This is a genomic window from Paenibacillus rubinfantis, assembly GCF_001486505.1.
Taxonomy (GTDB): domain Bacteria; phylum Bacillota; class Bacilli; order Paenibacillales; family Paenibacillaceae; genus Fontibacillus; species Fontibacillus rubinfantis.
The window spans coordinates 635,167-656,126 of the sequence record NZ_LN909064.1; the positions used below are offsets into that span (position 1 = coordinate 635,167).

Sequence of the window (20,960 nt, forward strand, 5' to 3'; positions counted from 1 at the left end):
TTACTATTATCTAAACTATGCATTATTGTAAAACTTTGTCGGCTATGATTTAATCGAAACTAGAGTTGTATGCTTGTATTCTTCCGCCAGAGGAGGGAGAACGTGGATGCTGTAAAAGAGATCATGCTTCAAGTGTTGATCGCCAGCTTGCCTGCCTTTCTGTTTCCGTTGACGTTCGAAAAAAGAAACTGCTACGGGCAGCACAACAATCTTACCGCTAAGGGACAATCCTTTGCCATAGGCTTAACGTATACCTGCTTGTGCAGCATGCTGCTTTGCGATATCTTTGCCTCGCGGTTATGGGACGTCATTCCGATCAACTTTGGAATTTTACCCCTATTTGCCCTGATGTTGTATGGCAGGTTGCGCAACGGGGTCGCCCTGGCTCTGATGCAGATCATACTCCATCCTCTGTTTGCAGTAAATTACACCCTTGTTGGGTTTATCATGGAGACGGGAGTGATTCTATACCCGATTGTCCTGCTCACTTCCCGCTATTTCCAAAGAACCGGCCGGCAAGGGAAGGTAGCGATCGTATCCCTCTTCTTTATGATGGGGGAGACGATGATCGGCTTGTCGCCTTTCTTAACCGGCAGCCTGTCGTTTAATTCCGACCTCAGCGCGTTATCCATCTGGGTCGTTAACGTGCTGGTGACCATGCTGGTCGGCAGCGTGTTCGTCTACATGATCGAAAGCACGCTGGAGAAGGAAAAGCTGCGCGGCCAAGTGCTGCAGCTGTCGCGAGAATATTTCAGGGAAGCGGAGAAGCTCCAGCAGATGATGGACGCCGCTCCGCTGGGGATCGTTTTACTAGATCAACAAGGCTATATTATATCGATAAACGACACGTTTCTCCAATTATACCGAACGTACCGGGAGGAGCGGGAGGGGCTGCGCCGCGAGGATCTATTACTGCGTCGGCTGATCGACGTGCTCAGCGGCGTTCCGATCGAATCGATCGCTACCCGGGTCAAGCAGTCGCTTGAGGGTCAGGCGAAAATGACCGAGCTGATTAAAGCAAACGATCATATATATTTTACCAGTACCTCGCCAATTCAAAAAAGCCACTCCAAGGAAGTGATCGGCGCGGTTGCGATCGTTCAGGACATCACCGAACTGGAAACGCTTCGGATGGAATTGAACCATGTAGAGCGGCTCAGCCTGGTCGGTCAAATGGCCGCTGGGATTACGCATGAGATTCGCAATCCGATGGCGGTGGTCCGGGGCTTCCTGCAATTGATGCGGGAGAAGAGTCCGCCAACGTTGGATCATTATTACCGGATCGTGATGGAGGAACTGGATCGGGCGAACGGGATCATTAACGATTTTTTATCCCTGGCGCAGAATCGTCCGGTCGAAAGCGAGAAAATCCATCTCCACGACATCATTAAGGAGCTAACGCCTTTGCTCTGGGCGGACGCGAATCTTCGCGGCCAAACGATCGAGGTGAAATTGGATGAGCAGCTGCAGCCGCTGCTGTTAAACGCCAAGGAGATCAAGCAGCTGATCTTGAACCTGTCGCGTAATGCGATGGAAGCGATGGAGGAGAAGGGGCAGCTTACGCTTGAGACCCGAGTGGCGGATCAAGGCGGGTTGCTGCTCGTCAGCGACACGGGTCCCGGGATTTCTCCCGGACAGCGGGAGAAGCTGTTCGAGCCGTTCTATACCACGAAGGCGAAGGGAACGGGGCTGGGGCTCGCCTTATGCCTCAGCATCGTCGAACGGCACGGCGGCAAAATCAGCGTTGATTCGGCGGAGGGGCAAGGCACCACGTTTACCGTTTTCTTCCCGCTCTCGTAAGCCCGAAGGAGCAGGGGAATGACGAGGGTGAGAGTTGCTTTCCTCTCTTAGGAATGTATAATAAAATTAATCTGGCTAAGGGCGACGCCGTTGCGGCGCTTGGGAAGGGCCATTTTATTATGCATAAGGAGTGATAGATGATGTCGATGTCCTTTGACCAATATATGAGAGACATGGTACAACCGATGAGAGACGAACTGACTGTACTGGGCATTCAAGAGCTGCGCTTGCCGGAGGAAGTTGAAGAGAAGTTGCCAAGCGTGAAGGGAACGGCGCTGGTTGTCGTCAATTCCGTCTGCGGCTGTGCGGCAGGACAATGCCGTCCGGGCGTAGCGAAGGCGCTGCAGCATGACCTGACCCCGGACCACCTGTTCACCGTATTTGCCGGACAAGACAAGGAAGCAACGGCGAAAGCGCGCGAATATTTCGCACCGTATCCGCCTTCTTCGCCTTCGATCGCTTTGATGAAGGACGGGGAGCTGGTTCATTTCATCGAACGTCACCAAATTGAGGACCGTTCGGCTGAGGAAATCGCCGCCGATCTGACCAGCGCCTTCGACCGGTTCTGCCGGTAAGCTGATCTTAGCGGCGGGCCGACCCGCCAGCCGCTATCGCCCCGCCATCCGGTTTGCCCGGATGGTCCGGGGCGTTTTTCAATTTAGGGAATACTACTTACATAAGGTGTAATATTTTGGATGTGGAGGGATTTAGGATGAGTTTACAGCAGGAAATCATTAAACGCTTGGGCGTCAAGCCCGTCATCGATGTGGATGAAGAGATTCGCCGGCGCGTCGACTTCTTGAAGGAGCATGTCAAAGCTTCGCGTACGACCGGCCTCTTGATCGCCATCAGCGGCGGGATCGACAGCGCCGTGGCGACCGGCTTATGCAAACGGGCGACGGACGAGCTGACACAGGAAACCGGGCAGCCGTACATGACGTTGGGTGTATTCCAGCCTTACGGGGAACAGGAGGACATCGAGCACAGCTACGAGGTGGCCAAGGCGTTTGGGCTTGAACATACGGCGGAGACGAACATTGAGGAAGCTGTGGACGAAATCGCCCTGGAAGTCGAGCATAGTCTGAAAAATATCGGGAAATCCCGGCACCTGAGCCCGCAAGGCAAAGGCAACGTGAAGGCGCGGACGCGGATGGTTACGCAATATGCGTTGGCTTTCGAGCTGAATCTGCTCGTTGTTGGCACCGACCATGCTTCCGAGGCGATCACCGGCTTCTACACCAAATGGGGGGATGGGGCTGTTGACGTTACGCCGCTTAGTTCGCTGAACAAACGTCAGGTCCGTCAGTTAGCCGCCCGCCTTGGCGTGCCGCAAAGCGTGATCCACAAGGCGCCTACCGCCGGCCTGTGGGAAGGGCAAACCGACGAGAAGGAGCTGGGGATCAGCTACGACGATAACAGCGATTATCTCGAAGGCAAGTCGATCGACCCCGCTGTCCAAGAGCGGCTGGAGTCATTCTATCGGAAGACGGAGCACAAGCGCAGCCCGATCCCGGGGATTTAATTCATATGGGGCACCGACCAGGAACAGGACGGGAGCCTTAACAGCGGGCAAGATCTACGCGAGCCCGGGCGATAAGCCCGGGGGCTCGCGTTTTTTTATACGGTTTGGGCTTGGACTTAAGTCCAGGATAGATCCCGGACCCAAGCCAGTGGCGCCAGCGGGAGAAGGGGTTATAATGCAGGGAGACAATACAAATTTAGCGGCGAACGGGATAGCATGACTCTTGCATTTGGGCTTGTCCGTGAATCTCTTTTTAACTTTGTCCGTATATATAACATGACCCATGTTATAGTCTTTATTTGGAAATAGTTTAGGATGAAGTTAAGCTAGGAGATTTGAGGGAGGGGTTTCATTTGAAAAATGTATTAACGATTTTTACGGCGCCGGAGGAAACGTTCAAACGGGTACGGGAGAGCAAGACGGCTTGGCTATTTGCGCTTGCGGCAATGGTGGTGGTCTCCATTGTCGTGATCTACATGCAGATGCCGTCGCTGGAGAAGGAGTTTCTACGCCAGATCCAAAGCCAACAGATGGATGCCGCCATGCAGGATACGTTTATGGCCACGGCCAAAACATCCTCTTACGTCATGGGTGCCGTTCTGCCGGTGATTATGTTATTCGTGACAGGCCTGCTGCTCATGTTATTGAACTTGGTCGTACGAGGGGAAGGCAAGTACATGCAGTTCGTGTCCATCGCCGCATTCTCCGCACTGCCGGGCCTTGTGGGCAGCTTGATCACGGGGATTCTGGTCATGACGACGGACGTGCAGTCGGCAACGGATGTGTCGCTTAGCTTAGGCGCTTTTGTCTCCGATAAGTCCAGCCAAATGTATCAATTATTATCTCTAATTAATCCATTTACCATTTGGGGCCTCGTTCTGTACGTTATCGGCTCTTCGGTGATCATGAAGCGGCCGCGCAAAAAGGTATCCACCTGGATTATCGCAGCTTGGCTTGTCATTTCGCTGGGTTCGCTGTTGTTGGTTTAAGTCCGGTATTATACATAATTTAGGATAGGTGATGGACTTGTTCAAGAAAAAATGGTTTTGGGGCGCCCTTGTCGGATTGGCGGTCATCGTGCTGGTGGCTGCTAATCTGATGGGTCTGAATCGGGCTGCCGAGGTGAAGACGGCAGAAGTGCAGATGGGCAAGATCGTCGAGCAGATCTTTACGAACGGCAAGCTGGAGCCGGGGCAAACGACCTCGGTATACGCTCCGGCAAGCGGCGTGGTGGAAGCGGTGAAGGTGAAGCAGGGCGATACGGTGAAGAAAGGCCAGGTCCTGCTGACGCTTGGTATGGAACAGGTTAGGGACCAACTGGAGAAGGAACGGATTAATCTGCAATTAACCGAGGCGGAGCGGCTGGCGGCCAAGAAGCAGCATTTTGAGAGCTTCAAGCAGGCGCGCGGCGAAAACCCGGATCTGGAGCCGGAGGAGCTGGATTTGACCGCCTATGACTTGCGCATCCGCTCCAGTCAGCTGACGATTGAATCCCTGGAGAAGCAGCTAGCGAATCAGCAGGTGCTGGCCACGGCGGACGGCGTTGTTACCTCGTTGGCAGTGAATAAGGGCCAGATGCTGGCTGAAGGTATCGAGATCGCCGCGATTGCGGACTTGAGCCGTCTTAAAGTCAACGCCTTCCTGAACGAGCTGGACGCGGGCAAGGCCACGCAAGGGATGAAGGCGGTAGTTACCGGCGAAGCCTTCGCGGACAGTTATGACGGCACTATCTCTTATCTGGCTCCTACGGCGGGGCTGCCCGAGCCAACCTCCAAGGATACGTCGGTGGAAATGGAGGTAAGTCTGGATCAGATCTCGGCGGAGCTCCGTCCGGGTTATAACGTGACAGTGGAAATGGAGATCCCCGACAAGGAGCGGCTGCTTGTACCGATCGATGCGGTTCAGTATGACGGCGAGCAGGCTTATGTGTTCAAGATTCAGGACGGGGTTGCTGTCAAAGCGCTGGTGACGACAGGGAAGGAAGGCGAAGATCAAATCGAACTGGTCACAGGGGCGGCCGCTGGCGACCTCGTCGTGGTGGAAGGCGGCGACAAACTGCAGGACGGCGCTAAGGTGAAAGTGAAATGATTACGCTAACGGGCATCACCAAAGTTTATAAAAACGGCCCTCTTGAGGTACAGGCCTTGATGCCGCTGGACCTGCACATTGAGAAAGGCGAGTTCGTGGCTATCATGGGCTCATCAGGTTCAGGCAAATCGACGCTGATGAACATTATCGGCTGTCTGGATATACCCACCTCGGGCAGCTATGAGCTGGACGGGGATCAGGTTCAATCCCTAAGCGAGGAAGAGCTGTCCAAGGTGCGTAACCGTAAAATCGGCTTCGTCTTCCAAAGCTTTAATCTGCTGGGCCGCCAAACCGTCCTGCAGAACGTCACGTTGCCGATGATGTACGCCGGAATCTCACGTGAGAAGCGTAACGAACGGGCACTTGATTTGCTGGACAAGGTCGGCCTAGCCGAGCGGATTAAGCATCGACCGACCGAGCTCTCCGGAGGGCAAAAGCAACGGGTGGCGATCGCTCGGGCGCTGACGATGAACGCGCCGATTCTGCTGGCCGATGAACCTACCGGGAACCTGGATACGAAATCGTCCTATGAAATCATGGATCTGTTCAAAGAAATTCATGCCGAAGGCACGACGATTGTACTCGTTACCCACGAGCCGGACATTGCCGAGAATGCCGACCGGATCATCACGTTTGGGGACGGTCGGATTTTGAGCGACAAGCGTAAAGGGAGTGTTAGCCGATGAGCATTTGGGAGAGCATCCTTGTTGCCCTGGACAATCTCCGAATGAACAAGCTGCGTTCCTTCCTGACGATGATCGGCATCGTCTTTGGCGTTGCCGCGGTAGTCACGGTCGTGTCGATCGGGCAGGCCGGACAAAGCTCGATCATGTCCGAGATGTCCAATTATGAGGATGGGTATTTTCTGCTCTATCCGAACTATAGCAACGGTGAGCCGGATGACAACATCTACTTCCGGCAGCGGGAATTGGCCGAGATCCGTAAGCTTCCGGGAGTCCGTTACGTTTCCGCATCGTCGACTTACGGGATGAGCGGTAAATTTAAGAAGGACGATTTGCAGTTCAGCGTGACCGGAACGATGGCCGAATCGCCCAAAATGCAAAAAATCGATATCGTGGCCGGCCGATTCTTCAACTCGCAAGAGGAACGAGCACGTCAAAAAGCCATTGTAGTCGAAGCCAAATATGCGGATAAAGTGTTTGGTTCTCCGCAGGGGGCGATCGGGCGGAAAATCCAGCTTTCCGGAGGGTTGTTCCGGATTGTTGGGGTGTACAAGGTGCAGGAGAGCCTCATGAGCGGAATGGGCGGGGAGCGTTATTCCGCCTACGCGCCGATCACCGCCATGCCTTCGGATGGGGAAGGGCTCAGCGATCGCTTGAGCATGATCGAGGTGCTGCCGACCTCGCCGGAGCGAATGGACGAAACGATCGAGACGATCAAATCCTGGCTGGCGGATCGCAAGAATGTCAGCAAGGATGCGTATACCTCGGAATCTGCGAGGGACGCCGAGCAGATGATCAAAAGCACGTTCTCCATCCTGCAGACGATCATCGGCTCCATCGCCGGCATTTCCTTGCTTGTCGGGGGGATCGGGGTCATGAACATTATGCTGGTCTCCGTGACGGAGCGGACCCGGGAAATCGGGATCCGCAAGGCAATCGGTGCGACGCCGGGGACGATCATGCTCCAGTTTATGATTGAAGCGGTGATTCTCTCGTTTATCGGGGGGACGCTGGGGGCGTTGCTGGGGTTATTGGCCGCCTGGGTGTTCGCGTTAATTTCGGGATGGCCGTTTGTCGTATCCATCTGGGCCATTATGCTGGCGTTTGGATTTTCGGCAGCGGTGGGCATCTTCTTCGGCCTGTACCCGGCCAACAAAGCCTCGAAGCTGCACCCGATTGAATCGCTGCGTTACGAGTAAAATGAAACAACCCGGTCCTCCGTTTGGAGGAGCCGGGTTATTTTGTTTCGCAGGCTGTTGGGCCTGGCGGTTAAGTTGGGTTAAGCTTTTGCACCGACCGGTTGGACCGGGATGTAAATGTCGATCTGCTTGCCTTCCTTTGGCCAACAGCGTTCGTCGTACCATTCGAAATCAGGGGCAGCCAATTGCTCGTAGCCGGAGGTCGGGAACCAGTTCGTAAAGATTACGTCCCAGGTTTGCTGGATGGATGAGGTGAAATCGGCTTCGCCGGCCGGCGGAGTGGTGAAGATCGCGTACGTCGCGGGCGGGATGCGATATTCGGTCATGCCTTCCAGCACTTCGGCCGCTTCGTCGACTTCAAAGCCGATGATGTAGCGGAACGTGCCGTCCTCATCGAGGGTAGAGCAGACGCCGAGTTCAACGTTGGGATGGAGCTTGCCGGGAACGCGGGAGCCCCATTGCTCGCGCATGTATTTTTGCCAAAATGCCGGGATCTCTTTGCTGTTTTCGCCTTCTACGGTTGTCGTTTGAATCGAGAACCCCAGGATCCGCATGGCCGGAATTTGTTCGATACGGTATTGCATGACGTAATCTCCCCAATCGTAAGAAATTTGCGCAACGAAGTCTCGAAGCGGGTTGGCCTTGGGCACCAGGTAAGGCGGGCAGCCGCGGCGGCGGCATTCCGTGGGAAGAATCCCGTACATTTTCCGAAAAGCCCGGGTAAACGCTTCATGGGAGCTGAAGCCGCAGTGCAGCGCGATATCGAGCACCTTCAGGTCGGAATACGCCAGGAGCTCGGCGGCTTTGGACAACCTTCGCTTCCGGATGTAGGATGTCATCGTATCCCCGACGAAATACAGGAACGTCCGATGAAAGTGGTATTCGGAGTAAAACATCGCCTTAGCCACCTCAGCCAACAAGAGCTCCTCGCCCAGCCGTTCTTCGATATAATCGATGCTTTGTTGAATGGTGTTGATTGGATTCATACCTTCCTCCAGACCGGTCTATGGCTTAAGTATAGCGGACCAACCCCTGAGCTTCTTGATCATTCTTGCGGTTGGGGAGAAGTTGGATGAATTTAGTATAACATGGAGGTGAGGGGGGAGGATGTGCTGCTTGCTCCCGTTCAGCCGGCCGTTTGACGATCCCTTCGGCAGGACTCGCGCCTCCACGGGTTCCCTGTTACAATGGGGGAAGCGGCCGTTGATGGGCTTGGCCCGGGACGGGGCGTTTGAAGAGAAGTTAGGAAGGAAGAAGGGCTGCCTGTTGATATTCGGAATCGGACATGACATCGTCGAAATCGAGCGTATTCAGCGTTTGCTAACCAAGTCGATCGGCGAGCGGTTGCGTCGGCGGATCTTAACCGCTGCGGAGCTGGAGTTGCCGGGACAAGTTGCGCGTCCGGCGGAGTTTCTGGCGGGGCGGTTTGCGGCCAAGGAAGCGGTCAGCAAGGCGTTTGGCTGCGGCATCGGTCACGTGCTCAGCTTTACCGACATGGAGATTTTGCCCGATGTGAACGGGAAACCACTGGTGGTTTTGACGCCGGAAGCTTGGGAGCGGTTGGCGCTGCCTGGAGCCGGACGTGTTGAGGGCAGCGGCGGATATGCCATACATCTTAGCATTACGCATGAGCGGCAGTTAGCTTCAGCTTTTGCCGTAGTGGAACGCGTGGAATAGAAGGAGAGCAGCATGCGGGGAAACAGGGAAACACGGAACTTTTTCAGTACGGAGCTGCTCGGTTGGTACGAGCGGTCGAAGCGGGACCTGCCTTGGCGCAGGCACCGCGATCCTTATTATATTTGGGTGTCGGAGATCATGCTGCAGCAGACGCGCGTGGATACGGTCATCCCTTATTTTCAGCGGTTTATCGAGCGCTTCCCGACGATTCGGGACCTGGCGGAGGCCCCGGAGGAAGAGGTGCTGAAATGCTGGGAAGGGCTGGGCTACTATTCGCGGGCTCGCAATCTGCAAGCGGCGGCCCAGCAGGTGATGGAGCGGCACGGGGGGATCGTGCCGAACACCAAGGCGGAGGTGTCCGCCTTGAAAGGGGTTGGCCCGTATACGACCGGGGCGATCTTAAGCATTGCCTTTAACCGCCCGGAGCCGGCGGTGGACGGGAACGTCATGCGGGTGCTGTCGCGCTACTTCCTCATCGAGGAAGACGTCGCAAAGGTCGGGACACGCACCCTCATGGAGGAACTGGCCGCGGAGCTGATCCCGGAAGGGCGGGCCTCCGATTTTAATCAGGCTTTGATGGAGCTGGGGGCGCTGGTCTGCACGCCCAAGTCGCCGCAATGCCTGATTTGCCCGGTGATGGCCCGCTGCGCCGGCCGGCTCGAAGGCGCGGAGGAGCGCCTGCCGGTCAAGAGCAAGGCGCTGTCTCTCATACACACCTCACAACACCCAACGCCTTGCACCTGCGCGACCAACTTACGTGCAGGCTCCAAGGACGCGGCGTCGGGGCCACACGGGGCGGCGCAGCCGGCTCGGCGGCGGCCCCGGTGTTAGCCGGAGGCGGGGCCGCTGCCGATGACACCTCCGCCGAGTACCGGTGGATCACTCGGCAGGACATGGACAACCTCGCGTTCCCGAACGTGTTCCTGCGCATTCTGAACGGGTACTTTGGCGCTTAATGCGCCGTAGCTCTCAGGAAGCAGCGTAGAGGCCACTCGGCAAGCGGATTGCTCGCGCAAGCAGAGAAATAGCGGTAAATCTTACCGCTATTTCATTGGAATCGCCCGTTTGGAGCGAAATAGCGGTACAAATTGGCCTTATTGCAGGCAAATCCGCCTGTTGAGGCGGCAATCCGGGCAAATAAGGCCATAAATTACCGCTATTTGCGGTGGGGCGCCTCCCGAGAGAGAGATAGCGGTATTTTTTACCGCTATCCAACCCCAACCATGCTGGCTGCCTAAATACAGCCAGCCCCGGCCGCGCGATGCGTTTGCATGGCGCGGCTTGTTGTGTAAAGTGTGTGGGGGATGGATGGAATGTTAATGTGGAGCGCTAAACGGTTCTGAACAGCACGGTACAACCAAGGCGCGAGACTAACTAGTGTGTTAAGAAGTAAAAGGTTGGAGCGAAGTGGTCGCTTGTCTGCACAACGGGGGCTTAGGAGGATCGTTCCAACTAGCTTACGTCAGAGCAGAAGCCATAGCGGTAAATCTTACCGCTACTTCATTGGAATCGCCCATTTGGAGCGAAATAGCGGTACAAATTGGCCTTATTGCAGGCAAATTTGCCATCATTGGCGGTAATCCGGACAAATAGGGCCATAAATTACCGCTATTAGCGGCAAGGCGTCTCCCGAGAGAGGAATAGTGGTACTTTCTACCGCTATCTGGCCTTTAGTTTGCTGGCTGGCGTGGAACGCTCATATGGAGCGCTAAAAGGAACTGGGCAGCACGGTGCAACCAAGGCGCGAGACTAACTAGTGTGTTAAGAAGACAAGGGGTAGAGGTAGGGGGGGACTTGTCTGCACGAAAGGTGCAATAGCAGCATAGCGTAACGTGATAAAATCACCTTATTTGGCCACAAACCCCGGTTTTGGGCCAAATAGCGTTATAAAGTGTTCTTATTTTGAGCTTTAGAGCTCAGTTAGGGCGTAAATAGGGTGGATAAGGTGATTGAATCACGCTATTTCGGCTCAAAACCGGATTTCGAGACCAATAGCGTTAAACATTCACCTTATTTCCCGCGAGTCCGCATGGATAAGGAATCGCCCGTTTGCCGCCCCCCCCCTCGCCCGCCGCACACCAAAAAAGGAAGGCGCATCTCCGCGCCTTCCTTTTTCCCGTTGCCACGCAACGTGAATTACATCATCCGGTTTTCTACGGATTTCATATGATTTTGCGTGTCTGGCTCGCGGTGTTCCTCGCCTTCGACTTTGCCGAGGTCGGGAGTGGCCCCGCCGCCGGTTACGCTGTGGGCGAAGTTGGTGAACTGCTTCTTATGCGCATCCTCCGCGTGTTTGGAGGCGAGAAGCTCCTCCGGGTCATTCGTCAATTTACGCTTTTGCTCAGCCATAGATGTATCCTCCTTCGTTCGTAAAGAACATCGCGTTATTTTTTCGAAGCTTCATAACGACGGTTGACTTCGTCCCAGTTGATGACATTCCAGAACGCGGCGATGTAGTCTGGCCGTTTGTTTTGATACTTCAGATAATAGGCGTGCTCCCATACGTCAAGGCCAAGAATCGGCGTCAAGCCCTCGGAGAGCGGGTTGTCCTGGTTCGCTGTGCTGGTGACGGCGAGCTTGCCGTCCTTGCCGACGACCAACCATGCCCAGCCGCTGCCAAACCGGGTTGTTGCTGCTTTGGTGAAATCCTCTTTGAATTTATCGAAGCCGCCGAGGTCGCTGTCAATGGCGGCAGCGACCGCACCGGTTGGCGCGCCTCCACCGCCGGGACCGATAACCTTCCAGAACAAGCTGTGGTTGGCATGGCCGCCGCCGTTGTTGCGTACGGCCGTACGGATGCTCTCAGGAACAGCATCTAGGTTGGAGATCAGCTCCTCCACGCTTTTGTTCTGCAGATCCGGGGCACTTTCCAGCGCGGCGTTCAAGTTTGTCACGTAGGTGTTGTGGTGCCGGTCATGGTGGATATTCATCGTTTGTTCATCAATATGAGGTTCCAAAGCGTTTGCCGGATAAGGCAGCGCAGGTAATTCATGTGCCATGATCGATTTTACCTCCCGTTTAATTTGCTCAAGACTCGTCATCCGAATATTAAGGCCATCGGCAGCAAACCAACCTCCCCCTTAACACCCGCATAACAATCCTATTATTGGTAACGCATAAAAATATATGCATATCTGAGAGGCGTTTAAGGACGTTTTGCAAAAGTTCACAATTGTAAACGCTTAATATAAAGCGCTTTCAGAAGAAAAATGATGTATTTGGGAGATATCTATGGTTTAATGGACAAGGAAAGAGTTTTTTTCTCGTTTTTTGTCTGGAATCAAATATTCGGTTGATGTAAAACAGGGGGGTTCTTTTTACATCGGCCTATCTTGCGTGAAGAAAAGGGAGATCATAGCATGCTTATTCGTTCCTTTCAGTTGAGTGATGTGAATCAAGTGATGGAGCTATTGCAGGTGGCCTTATCGGAAGATTGCTACGAAGATACCAAGTGCGCGTTTGCCAGACAACTTTCTTGGGATTCTGAACTGATTATGGTTGCGGAAGTCGAGGAAGAGATCAAAGGGGTATTGATTGGCACGATCGATCAGAATACGGGATGTATCTACCGCATGGCCGTACACCCTGAGTACCGCCGGCGCGGCGTTGGCCGCAGCCTCGTCTCCGCGATGGAACAGCGGTTCCAACAGCGGAATGTCCGTCGGATTATGGTCGCTGGAGATGAACACAATAAAGCGATCATGCCTCTGTACGAAGCGATGGGCTATGGAGCCAGCAAGTTTTTGGAAGCCTTCCAGAAGCTTGGTATTGCAGCAGCCCGGACGCTGACGGGATCCAATTGATGAAAATTTCCCAAAGCAAATTTGGGAAATGTTGAAGCATATCTTCCATCCATTGCAAATGGGTGAAGGATATGCTTTTCTATTATATAGATTGTTTAAATTTGATGAGGTGCAGGATGGAAACGGTCATGGATTCAGATAGCAAAAGAACAGCGGAACTCGAAAACTCCGCCGGCAAGCCGCAACCGGACAGTCCGCAAGGCCGATGGGCGACGGAGCTGTGGGAGATGCTGAAGACGATCGTCATCGCCTTCGTCATCATGGTGCTGTTGAATATATTTGTTTTTAACTTATCGATGGTGAAAGGGCAATCAATGCAGCCCACCCTGGAGGAGCAGGAGCGGCTATTCGTGGACAAGCTGGTGTACCGGTTAGGTCATCCGAAGCGCGGCGAGGTTGTTGTGCTGAAGGATCCCAGCGTTGATGCGGATCGGAAGCCGTTCCTGGTCAAGCGGATCGTAGCGGTCCCCGGGGATACGGTTGAGGTGCGCGAGGGTAAGCTGATCGTCAACGGGATCCCGCAGGATGAGCCTTATACGGACACGGTAATCGAGGACGGCGACATGCCGGAGATGAAGCTGAACGCCGGGAGTTATTTCGTGATGGGCGATAACCGCCACGCCGGACGGAGCAAAGACAGCCGCTATTTCGGCAGCGTGAAGGAGAAATGGATCGTTGGCCGCGCGGAATTCGTTTTTTGGCCGATTGCCAAGATCCGTGATTTATAAGCCGTTTTCTTGGGAGGATGAACAGTGAAGGAAATTACGATTTATACGGATGGGGCATGCTCCGGAAATCCGGGTCCAGGAGGATGGGGCGCGGTGCTGATGTTTAACGGGCATCGGAAGGAGCTGTCCGGCGGCGAAAAAATGACCACCAACAACCGCATGGAAATTCAAGCGGTGATTTCGGCCCTTAGTCACTTGAAGGAGCCCTGTCAAGTAAAGGTCTACAGCGACTCCGCTTATGTGGTCAACTGCTTTCAGCAGAATTGGATCCGCGGGTGGCTTAAGAACGGGTGGAAGAACAGCAGGAACCAGCCCGTCGAGAACCGCGACCTATGGGAAGAGCTGTGGCGGCTGATGGGCATCCATAAGGTGGAATACGTCAAGGTCAAGGGGCATAGCGACAACGAGCTGAACAATCATTGCGACCTGTTGGCACGGGAAGCGATCAAACGTTTATCTTCGTAAAAATACAGCAGACAGCCATTACGACATCATGAACAGGAAGGAGGGGGAACATATGACAACGGCGGAAACCGGCTTAGCCCGTTTACCGGCTGGGGAAAGCCGCTGGGCGGAGCTGAAGCGGGAGATTAAAGAAGCGGCGGCGGAGCTAGGCATTGACGATATCGGTTTTGCCAGTGCCGATCCGTTCCTGTCGCTCAAGTCAATTCTGCAGGACCGGCGCGACAAGGGGTATGAATCCGGCTTCGAGGAGCCGGATCTCGATAAGCGGGTGTACCCGGAATTATCGCTAGAGCAGCCGGCTTCGTTGATTTCGATCGCGGTGGCGTATCCGTCGAAGATGGAGAATCCCCCGAAGTCGGCACCCGGCGAGCGGCGGGGGATCTTGGCCCGCGCTGCCTGGGGGCGGGACTACCACCAGGTGCTCCGCGAAGCGATGGAGAAGCTCGAGAACTTCATTCGCGAGCGGGTGCCTGAAGCGCGAATCGAAAGCATGGTCGATACCGGCGCTTTGGTGGATCGGGCGGTAGCCGAGCGTGCGGGGATCGGCTTCAAGGGTAAAAACTGCGCCATCATCTCCCCCAAATGGGGCTCGTGGATTTATCTCGGCGAGTTGATCACAAACGTGCCGTTTCCTCCGGACACGCCGGTGGAGGAGGATTGCGGCGAGTGCACCAAATGCATCGACGCGTGCCCGACGGGAGCGTTAGTGGGTCCCGGTGAGTTAAACGCGCAGCGGTGCATTTCTTTTTTGACGCAAACGAAGGGGTTTGTGGAAGAGGAATTTATGGTGAAGATCGGCAACCGTCTTTACGGCTGCGATACATGCCAAGTGGTCTGCCCGAAAAACAAAGGCAAGTCCTGGAACCATCGGCCTGAACTGCAGCCCGACCCGGAGAAGGTGAAGCCGCTGTTACTGCCGCTGCTGGATTTAAGCAATCGCGAGTTCAAGGAACGGTTTGGCGACAGCGCTGCGGCCTGGAGAGGCAAGAAGCCGATCCAGCGCAATGCGGTGATTGCGCTTGGCAACTTCAAAGATCCGACTTCCGTGCCGAAATTAATAGATATACTACTCCATGATCCGCGGCCAGAGTTAAGGGGAACTGCAGCTTGGTCGCTAAGCCAAATCGGGGGCATGGAGGCTGAGGATGCGATCAGACGGGCGCTTGACGCGGAGCAGGACGAAGAAGTGCAGGTCCGGCTTCGGGCTGCTAAGCAGAAGCTGCAAGCTTCCATCGGGGACTGATATCCGGCAAGGGGGATAACTATAAATGCGATTCATCAGTATCGAGGATATCGAACCGGGGCAACATTTGGGTAAAACCGTGTATTCGGCGAACGGAACTGTGCTATTGTCGGCAGGTGTTCAGCTTACGGTTTTCATGATCAACACGCTGAAGCGGATCGGCGTGACGATGTTATATATTAAGGATCCGGATTTTGAGGATGTCGAAGTGGAAGACGTGCTGAGCGAGTCGACCAAACAGGCCGTGTTCCGGGACATGTCCGAAACGCTACAGGCGATCCGTTCCGGTAAGGATTGGAGTACGCGCAAGATCAGCAACAGCGTTGACTCCCTGCTGACCGATGTGCTCAATAGCAAAGAAGTGCTGCTGCAGCTGACCGATATCCGGACGGCGGATAATGCCGGCTATCTTCATGCGGTGAACGTCAGCCTGATTTCGTCTATGATTGGACTTAACCTCGGGTTGGGGTATTCCCAGCTCAAGGATTTAGCCATTGGCGCGTTGCTGCACGATATCGGCAAATCGCTGGAGCTGCCGGAGGGGGCCGATCCCGAAGACCCCAAAAACCATCACACCTGGCGGGGATACGAGCTGCTGCGCCATAAACGTGAATTTAATCTGCTGATCGCCCACACGGCGTTGCAGCATCATGAACGTCCGGACGGCAACGGCATGCCGCGGGGGCTCGCGGGAGATGAAATCCATCTGTTTCCGCGAATTGTCGCGGTAGCCAATATGTACGACAATTTGATCAGCGGCGGAAGCAAGGACGGGCGGGTTTTGCTGCCGCATGAAGCCTGCGAGCATCTGATGGCCTGCTCGGAGCAGGAGCTGGACCACGAGGTGCTGGTGGAGTTTACGCGAATTATTTCCGTTTATCCGAATGGAACCTCGGTCCGGTTGGGGACGAAGGAGACCGGTGTAGTTGTAAGACAGCACCGGGGTTTGCCGGGCCGACCGGTCATTCGGATCGTGCGGGGCACCGGCGACGAGCTGGACGTCAACGAAGTGGATCTGGCGACGGAAACAACGTTGTTTATCGAGGCGGTTTTGGCCTGAATCCTTGAATCGCGGCAGGCTGGATGCTATGATATTTGGAGTGCGCCAGCCCGTAAATCAGGGGCTAGGGGCTGCACGATATTAATTCAGGGGTGGCTGAAGCATGGATATCGTTATTCCAATTATTACTTTAATCGTCGGTCTGGTTGGCGGCTTTGCGATTGGGGTCTTTTACCTCCGCAGACAGCTCACGAAGATGCAGAGCGATCCGCAGATGCTGCAGAAGATGGCCAAGCAAATGGGGTACAACCTGAACGGCAAGCAGATGCAGCGCGCGCAGCAGATGATGAAAAATCAAGGCGGACAAGCGCCGGGAGCGGGACGTCCAACAAAGAAGAAAAGATAAAGTAACGTTTCGCCATACTTTATTGAAAGGAGGAGGCGCTGAAGATGGCTGGATTGAAAGATTACGTCAACAAGCAGGTAGGCGACAATCGGGAGCAAATCGAGCATCATGTTCGGGAAATCCTGAAATTGATCGGGGAAGACGTGGAACGCGAGGGGCTTCTTGAAACCCCGGCTCGAGTAACGCGGATGTACGAGGAGATTTTTGCCGGATATGAAGTGGATCCGCGGGACGTCCTGGGCGTGACCTTTGAGGAAAACCACGAGGAGCTGGTGATCGTCAAAGACATCGTCTACTATAGTCAATGCGAGCATCATATGGCGCCTTTCTTCGGCAAAGCCCATATCGGCTATATTCCAAGCGGCCGGATCGCCGGGCTCAGCAAGCTGGCCCGACTGGTTGAAGCGGTAACCCGCCGCCTGCAAGTGCAGGAGCGGATCACCTCGCAAATTGCCGACATCATGGACGAGGTATTGCAGCCGAAAGGCGTAATGGTCGTCGTCGAGGGTGAGCATCTGTGCATGTGCGCCCGCGGCGTCAAGAAGCCGGGTAGCAAAACCGTAACCTCAGCCGTACGCGGAAGCTTCCGCAAGGATGCAGCCGCTCGGGCGGAGTTTTTGTCCTTGCTAAAGGAATAGAGCCTTTCATGCCAAATGGCAGCCGTTTAAAACGGCTGCCATTTTAATTTTCTTGCGGATTCGAAACGCTTGGCTACGGCCGGCCAGTAAACGACGTTCCACCAAGCCTTGATGTAGTCGGCGCGTACGTTTTGGTGCTTCAGATAATAAGCGTGCTCCCAAACATCAAGCGGAAGCAGCGGGACGACATCCCATTGCGACAGGTTCTGGTGCTTCTCCGCCGTGAGGATCTCCAGACGGTGGGCGCGTGGGCTCCATACGAGAATAGCCCAGCCGCCGCCTTCCACCTTCGCGGCCGCTTCGGAGAATTGCTTATGGAAAGCGTCATAGCTGCCAAAATCGCGTTTGATCTGCTCCAGCAGCTCGCCTTTGGGTTTGCCGCCGCCTTGCGGATTCATAATGTCCCAAAAGATCGTATGAAGGTAATGCCCTGCTCCGTTAAAAGCCAGCTCCCGCTCCCAGTGCTTCACTAAATCGAAGTTGCCGGATTTGCGGGCCTCCTGCAGCTTCAGCTCCGCTTTGTTCAAATCATCGACATATGTCTTGTGGTGCTTGTCGTGGTGAATGCGCATCGTCTGCTCATCGATGTGCGGCTCCAGAGCATTATAGGGGTAGGGCAGCGGGGGAAGTATGTGCCCGCCGATCGGGACGGGGTGTTCTGATGCCGGTACGCGCGCCGCCACCGCTTCAGCGTCATCGGCAGCCTCGGTTGGCTCCTGGCGATGGTTGGCCGCTTCCGGCGCAGGTTCCGCCTCGGGTTGCAGCACGGTCTCGGCAGCTTGGTTCGCTTCATCGTTTGCCTCATCGTTCGATTGTTCAACCGCCGAATCGGACGGCGCTTGCTCCCGATAAGGCGGCTGTGCTCCGACGGCCGCATGATAAGGGTCGGGATACGGCGGTGCTCCGGCCATGCTGCCGGCGATTTGGCCCGGCCGGTTCAGCCGCTCGAGCACCTCGAGGAAATAGGCCGATTCGCGAATGATATGCAGCAACACAACGGGGGCGAGTGGCACGGCCTTGACTGCCGGGCTGTGCTTCAGCATGACCTCGAGGTTGCGGATGAACTCCTGCGACTGTTGAAACGAGGCTTGAAGCAGCCGTTCCGTCTGCCGGATGAGCTCCGGGCTCGCGGGGGCATGGGGGGCGGACAAAGCGTATTGCAGCAGTTTGTCTGCGGCGGCTTCCGTCCTCTCAAAGATCGGTTTCCATTCTTCCAGCAGTCGAACGTAATCCGCCTCCAGGCCGGGGACAATCGCCTGGATCACTTCCGTATGCTCTGCCTCCTGTTGCTTCCAAAAACGAATTTCCTCCAAAATGCGCACAGGCAAAAAAGGCCCGTAAACGAACAACATTGGCCTACCTCCTCAAGGTTAAGAAGTACATTACTACTAACTTATTGGAGAGGAGGGTTGGCTTATGCTACTCGGATACGGACCCTGTTTGCACGTTGGTCTTTTGGGACGCGAGCTTTACATTGCCGAGGAACAGCGACACCTTGCGCAGATACTCCTTGGGATGCTCGCGGAAAATCAATTCATGATGAGCGCCGTCCACGATCCACACGTCGGAATCGGGATTAGTCTGGTTCGCCGCCAATTTCTCAGCGATGGGGTAAGGCGCTTTTTCATCCTTGGTGCCGTGAATGAACAGGATCGGATAAGGATAATCCTCCGATTTGACCTGGGCATACGGGATCTGCCGCAGGCTGGTTCCGTTCAGCACCGGCAGCAGCATGCCGATGATCTCCAGCGACGGATGGCGGGGGAGGTCGATATGCTGGCGGATATTGTGATACATCGTGTCCGGCTCCAGCAGGAACGTGCTGTCGAGGATCATAGCGTCGATGTCCGGGTTTTTGAGACCGGCTTGCAGCGCCGTGCCTGCCCCCATGGAGAAGCCCCAGACGATGATTTCTTGACCGCCCCGCTGCTTGGCAACCTGGATCGCTCCGAGCAGCTGCTGGGCTTCCTTTTTGCCGCCGGTGGCGACTTCCTTGCTGTTTTGCGCGGCAAAACCGTAATCAAACATCAGAACATTAAAATTCAGACGATGGGCGAAATTGGCCAGATCATACATCGGAATCCAGGATTCCTCCCGGTTGGCCCCATACCCATGGCTAAAGACGATGGTTTTGACGGAATCCTCCGCGGGGATATACCACCCTTGCATTATACGGCTCCCGTCGGCTGCGGGAAAAGCGATATTCTCGTACTCAAGATTAATGGACAGCTTCGGATTGGAGTAAAGCGGCGCTACCTTGGGGTTGGACAACACCCATGCGATATATCCATGTAAGGAGACGAAGCAAAAAATCAGGAAAAACAGCACGGATAAAAAAAGAGCGACGAGGATATTTTTTATGCTGATGTGCCGGGCAGCCGCCGCGGGAACATCGCCGGGAACGAAAGCCGAAGAAGGCAAGGGAAGGTCATTTCGGCCGGTGTGGCTCATGCGCATCCCTCCTGTTACTAGATAATATGATGGCAATACTGGACAGTTTCCTATTAATGAAAACGCTTTAAATGGAAGGTTTATCAGAGAAAATGTCGAATTAACACGATTCTCCTGAATTTAATCGTAAGTCGATCTGGTGGTAATGTCAATGGAAGGTGTTTCATTGACGGGAATTCGCTTCTTTCATATAATTTATGTAACCGAGTTTCATATAGTGAAACCTAAGGAGAGTAGATGCCGGATGGAAGACCGAAAGCTGACGGTGCGCGCGGTCGAGCGGGCTTTAGATATATTGGTGTGCTTCACCAAAGCAAGCGATTTGGGACTGACGGAAATCGCCGCCGAAATCGGCCTGCATAAAAGCACGGTTCATCGGTTGCTGACCACGCTGGAAGAGCGAGGGTTTGTTGTCCGCGACCCCGCGACGGAGAAATACCGGCTGGGCCTGAAGGTGTGGGAGCTGTCGACGCATATGGCCCACAGCGACGATCCGGCCGTGCTGCTGCTGCCGCAGATGGAGCGGCTGCGCGACCGGCTGGGCGAGACGGTCAGCCTGTATTTGCGCGACGGCATCGAGCGGCTGCGGATCCAGGCGGTGCAGAGCAACCAGGCGATCCGCCGGGTCGCGCCGGTTGGAGCGCGGCTGCCGCTGTACGTGGGCGCGTCCAGCAAGGTGCTTGTCGCCTATTCGAGCGACGAAGTGCTCCGGGCGGTGCTGGACAGCCCGGATTGGCCGCCGACGGTGGACCGGGCGGCCTATGTGGCGCAGCTGGAGGAGATCCGTGAACACGGATATGCCACCAGCTACGAGGAGCGGGAGCCGGGGGCGTCCGCCGTCTCCGCGCCGATTTTCGACCGGACCGGGAAGCTCGCTGCTGCCCTGTCCGTGTCGGGGCCGGTCAGCCGCTTGACGTTGCAGCGGCTGGAGGAGTACGGGCCGATCCTGGTGGAGGCGGCCCGGGAGATGGGGTTGCTGATGTAGCCGGCGTTTGACGCGGCGAAAGAGGGCCGCTAGGGAAATAAGGTGAAGAAATCACCTTATTTCCCTGGCGGAGGCTGACATCGGGCCAATAGGGTGATCGTATCGTCCTATTGGCCCGAAAAGCGGTGAATTTGGCCGCAGTCCCGGCGAATAGGATGATTTTATAACGCTATTTCGGCTACACCGAGCGAAATGGAGCCAATAAGGTGATTCCATCACCTTATTTTTTTATGCCCCAAGCGGGATAAAGCCAACAAAGCCCACCCTTACTA

22 protein-coding genes and 1 pseudogene are annotated in these 20,960 nt (G+C 55.1%); 18 read left to right on the top strand and 5 right to left on the bottom strand.

What is annotated here, in order from left to right; genetic code table 11:
- Positions 1-102: 102 nt before the first annotated feature.
- From BN3277_RS11105 to BN3277_RS11135, 7 genes are all read left to right on the top strand, one after another.
- Complete coding sequence (locus BN3277_RS11105) at positions 103-1,800, top strand: two-component system sensor histidine kinase NtrB (RefSeq protein ID WP_059042581.1); 1,698 nt, start codon at positions 103-105, stop codon at positions 1,798-1,800.
- Between the two features lie 140 nt (positions 1,801-1,940).
- The gene (locus BN3277_RS11110) at positions 1,941-2,375 is read left to right on the top strand and encodes a BrxA/BrxB family bacilliredoxin (protein ID WP_059042583.1); all 435 of its coding nucleotides are present in this window, start codon (positions 1,941-1,943) and stop codon (positions 2,373-2,375) included.
- A gap of 137 nt (positions 2,376-2,512) precedes the next feature.
- Entirely contained in the window at positions 2,513-3,322 is an 810-nt protein-coding gene (nadE, locus tag BN3277_RS11115) for an ammonia-dependent NAD(+) synthetase (RefSeq protein WP_059042585.1), read from the top strand.
- A 353-nt stretch (positions 3,323-3,675) separates the two neighbouring features.
- Positions 3,676-4,311, top strand: coding sequence for a Yip1 family protein (locus tag BN3277_RS11120; RefSeq protein WP_232436389.1), 636 nt, complete (start codon positions 3,676-3,678; stop codon positions 4,309-4,311).
- A gap of 31 nt (positions 4,312-4,342) precedes the next feature.
- Positions 4,343-5,410 (top strand): efflux RND transporter periplasmic adaptor subunit, encoded by a 1,068-nt coding sequence (locus tag BN3277_RS11125; RefSeq protein WP_232436390.1) that lies wholly within the window; start codon positions 4,343-4,345, stop codon positions 5,408-5,410.
- On the top strand, positions 5,407-6,096 hold the full coding sequence (locus BN3277_RS11130) for an ABC transporter ATP-binding protein (RefSeq protein WP_059042591.1): 690 nt from the start codon (positions 5,407-5,409) through the stop codon (positions 6,094-6,096). Before BN3277_RS11125 ends, BN3277_RS11130 begins: the two co-directional genes overlap by 4 nt.
- A complete protein-coding gene (locus BN3277_RS11135; protein ID WP_059042593.1) occupies positions 6,093-7,292 on the top strand; it encodes an ABC transporter permease in 1,200 nt (399 codons plus the stop codon). The genes BN3277_RS11130 and BN3277_RS11135 overlap by 4 nt, the downstream gene beginning before the upstream one ends.
- 80 nt (positions 7,293-7,372) lie before the next feature.
- Here the strand turns inward: BN3277_RS11135 and BN3277_RS11140 are convergent, their stop codons facing one another.
- Complete coding sequence (locus tag BN3277_RS11140) at positions 7,373-8,278, bottom strand: AraC family transcriptional regulator (RefSeq protein WP_059042594.1); 906 nt, start codon at positions 8,276-8,278, stop codon at positions 7,373-7,375.
- Positions 8,279-8,558: 280 nt separating this feature from the next.
- Between BN3277_RS11140 and acpS the strand changes: the two genes are divergently transcribed.
- From acpS to BN3277_RS26230, 3 genes and pseudogenes are all read left to right on the top strand, one after another.
- Entirely contained in the window at positions 8,559-8,969 is a 411-nt protein-coding gene (acpS, locus tag BN3277_RS11145) for a holo-ACP synthase (RefSeq protein ID WP_059042772.1), read from the top strand.
- 12 nt (positions 8,970-8,981) lie between these two features.
- A pseudogene (mutY, locus tag BN3277_RS11150) lies at positions 8,982-9,668 on the top strand (A/G-specific adenine glycosylase); the annotation flags it as partial.
- Positions 9,669-9,793: 125 nt separating this feature from the next.
- Positions 9,794-9,925, top strand: a complete 132-nt coding sequence (locus BN3277_RS26230; RefSeq protein WP_262362870.1) for an NUDIX hydrolase — start codon at positions 9,794-9,796, stop codon at positions 9,923-9,925.
- A gap of 1,180 nt (positions 9,926-11,105) precedes the next feature.
- Here the strand turns inward: BN3277_RS26230 and BN3277_RS11155 are convergent.
- Together BN3277_RS11155 and BN3277_RS11160 are read right to left on the bottom strand one after the other, a co-directional pair.
- Complete coding sequence (locus BN3277_RS11155) at positions 11,106-11,318, bottom strand: hypothetical protein (RefSeq protein ID WP_059042596.1); 213 nt, start codon at positions 11,316-11,318, stop codon at positions 11,106-11,108.
- A gap of 35 nt (positions 11,319-11,353) precedes the next feature.
- Positions 11,354-11,968 carry a superoxide dismutase gene (locus BN3277_RS11160; RefSeq protein WP_059042774.1) on the bottom strand — a complete coding sequence of 205 codons (615 nt, stop codon included), beginning with the start codon at positions 11,966-11,968 and terminating at the stop codon, positions 11,354-11,356.
- 360 nt (positions 11,969-12,328) lie between these two features.
- Between BN3277_RS11160 and BN3277_RS11165 the strand changes: the two genes are divergently transcribed.
- The 7 genes from BN3277_RS11165 (at position 12,329) to folE (ending at position 17,252) form a co-directional block, all read left to right on the top strand.
- On the top strand, positions 12,329-12,772 hold the full coding sequence (locus tag BN3277_RS11165) for a GNAT family N-acetyltransferase (RefSeq protein WP_059042598.1): 444 nt from the start codon (positions 12,329-12,331) through the stop codon (positions 12,770-12,772).
- A 116-nt stretch (positions 12,773-12,888) separates the two neighbouring features.
- Positions 12,889-13,500, top strand: coding sequence for a signal peptidase I (lepB, locus tag BN3277_RS11170; protein WP_059042600.1), 612 nt, complete (start codon positions 12,889-12,891; stop codon positions 13,498-13,500).
- 24 nt (positions 13,501-13,524) lie between these two features.
- Positions 13,525-13,965, top strand: a complete 441-nt coding sequence (gene rnhA, locus BN3277_RS11175) for a ribonuclease HI (protein ID WP_059042602.1) — start codon at positions 13,525-13,527, stop codon at positions 13,963-13,965.
- 52 nt (positions 13,966-14,017) lie between these two features.
- A complete protein-coding gene (gene queG, locus BN3277_RS11180; RefSeq protein ID WP_059042604.1) occupies positions 14,018-15,208 on the top strand; it encodes a tRNA epoxyqueuosine(34) reductase QueG in 1,191 nt (396 codons plus the stop codon).
- 25 nt (positions 15,209-15,233) lie between these two features.
- Complete coding sequence (locus tag BN3277_RS11185; protein ID WP_059042606.1) at positions 15,234-16,268, top strand: HD-GYP domain-containing protein; 1,035 nt, start codon at positions 15,234-15,236, stop codon at positions 16,266-16,268.
- 103 nt (positions 16,269-16,371) lie between these two features.
- A complete protein-coding gene (locus BN3277_RS11190) occupies positions 16,372-16,614 on the top strand; it encodes a YneF family protein (protein WP_059042609.1) in 243 nt (80 codons plus the stop codon).
- A gap of 44 nt (positions 16,615-16,658) precedes the next feature.
- Positions 16,659-17,252 (top strand): GTP cyclohydrolase I FolE, encoded by a 594-nt coding sequence (gene folE, locus BN3277_RS11195; RefSeq protein ID WP_059042610.1) that lies wholly within the window; start codon positions 16,659-16,661, stop codon positions 17,250-17,252.
- A 26-nt stretch (positions 17,253-17,278) separates the two neighbouring features.
- Here the strand turns inward: folE and BN3277_RS11200 are convergent, their stop codons facing one another.
- Both BN3277_RS11200 and BN3277_RS11205 read right to left on the bottom strand, forming a co-directional pair.
- Positions 17,279-18,604, bottom strand: a complete 1,326-nt coding sequence (locus tag BN3277_RS11200; RefSeq protein ID WP_059042612.1) for a Fe-Mn family superoxide dismutase — start codon at positions 18,602-18,604, stop codon at positions 17,279-17,281.
- A gap of 67 nt (positions 18,605-18,671) precedes the next feature.
- A complete protein-coding gene (locus BN3277_RS11205) occupies positions 18,672-19,703 on the bottom strand; it encodes an alpha/beta hydrolase (RefSeq protein ID WP_059042614.1) in 1,032 nt (343 codons plus the stop codon).
- A gap of 244 nt (positions 19,704-19,947) precedes the next feature.
- On the opposite strand from BN3277_RS11205, the gene BN3277_RS11210 reads away from it, so the two are divergent.
- The gene (locus BN3277_RS11210; RefSeq protein ID WP_059042616.1) at positions 19,948-20,688 is read left to right on the top strand and encodes an IclR family transcriptional regulator; all 741 of its coding nucleotides are present in this window, start codon (positions 19,948-19,950) and stop codon (positions 20,686-20,688) included.
- The last annotated feature ends 272 nt before the right edge of the window (positions 20,689-20,960 follow it).

Bases quoted from the DNA above. Each gene is read 5' to 3' on its own strand.
- BN3277_RS11140 (WP_059042594.1), bottom strand. From the start codon at position 8,278: ATGAATCCAATCAACACCATTCAACAAAGCATCGATTATATCGAAGAA.
- BN3277_RS11185 (WP_059042606.1), top strand. From the start codon at position 15,234: ATGCGATTCATCAGTATCGAGGATATCGAACCGGGGCAACATTTGGGT.
- BN3277_RS11155 (WP_059042596.1), bottom strand. From the start codon at position 11,318: ATGGCTGAGCAAAAGCGTAAATTGACGAATGACCCGGAGGAGCTTCTC.
- BN3277_RS11130 (WP_059042591.1), top strand. From the start codon at position 5,407: ATGATTACGCTAACGGGCATCACCAAAGTTTATAAAAACGGCCCTCTT.
- queG (WP_059042604.1), top strand. From the start codon at position 14,018: ATGACAACGGCGGAAACCGGCTTAGCCCGTTTACCGGCTGGGGAAAGC.
- BN3277_RS11125 (WP_232436390.1), top strand. From the start codon at position 4,343: ATGGACTTGTTCAAGAAAAAATGGTTTTGGGGCGCCCTTGTCGGATTG.
- nadE (WP_059042585.1), top strand. From the start codon at position 2,513: ATGAGTTTACAGCAGGAAATCATTAAACGCTTGGGCGTCAAGCCCGTC.
- BN3277_RS11205 (WP_059042614.1), bottom strand. From the start codon at position 19,703: ATGAGCCACACCGGCCGAAATGACCTTCCCTTGCCTTCTTCGGCTTTC.
- folE (WP_059042610.1), top strand. From the start codon at position 16,659: ATGGCTGGATTGAAAGATTACGTCAACAAGCAGGTAGGCGACAATCGG.
- lepB (WP_059042600.1), top strand. From the start codon at position 12,889: ATGGAAACGGTCATGGATTCAGATAGCAAAAGAACAGCGGAACTCGAA.
- BN3277_RS11210 (WP_059042616.1), top strand. From the start codon at position 19,948: ATGGAAGACCGAAAGCTGACGGTGCGCGCGGTCGAGCGGGCTTTAGAT.
- BN3277_RS11160 (WP_059042774.1), bottom strand. From the start codon at position 11,968: ATGGCACATGAATTACCTGCGCTGCCTTATCCGGCAAACGCTTTGGAA.
- BN3277_RS11135 (WP_059042593.1), top strand. From the start codon at position 6,093: ATGAGCATTTGGGAGAGCATCCTTGTTGCCCTGGACAATCTCCGAATG.
- BN3277_RS11110 (WP_059042583.1), top strand. From the start codon at position 1,941: ATGTCGATGTCCTTTGACCAATATATGAGAGACATGGTACAACCGATG.
- BN3277_RS11190 (WP_059042609.1), top strand. From the start codon at position 16,372: ATGGATATCGTTATTCCAATTATTACTTTAATCGTCGGTCTGGTTGGC.
- BN3277_RS11200 (WP_059042612.1), bottom strand. From the start codon at position 18,604: ATGTTGTTCGTTTACGGGCCTTTTTTGCCTGTGCGCATTTTGGAGGAA.
- BN3277_RS11165 (WP_059042598.1), top strand. From the start codon at position 12,329: ATGCTTATTCGTTCCTTTCAGTTGAGTGATGTGAATCAAGTGATGGAG.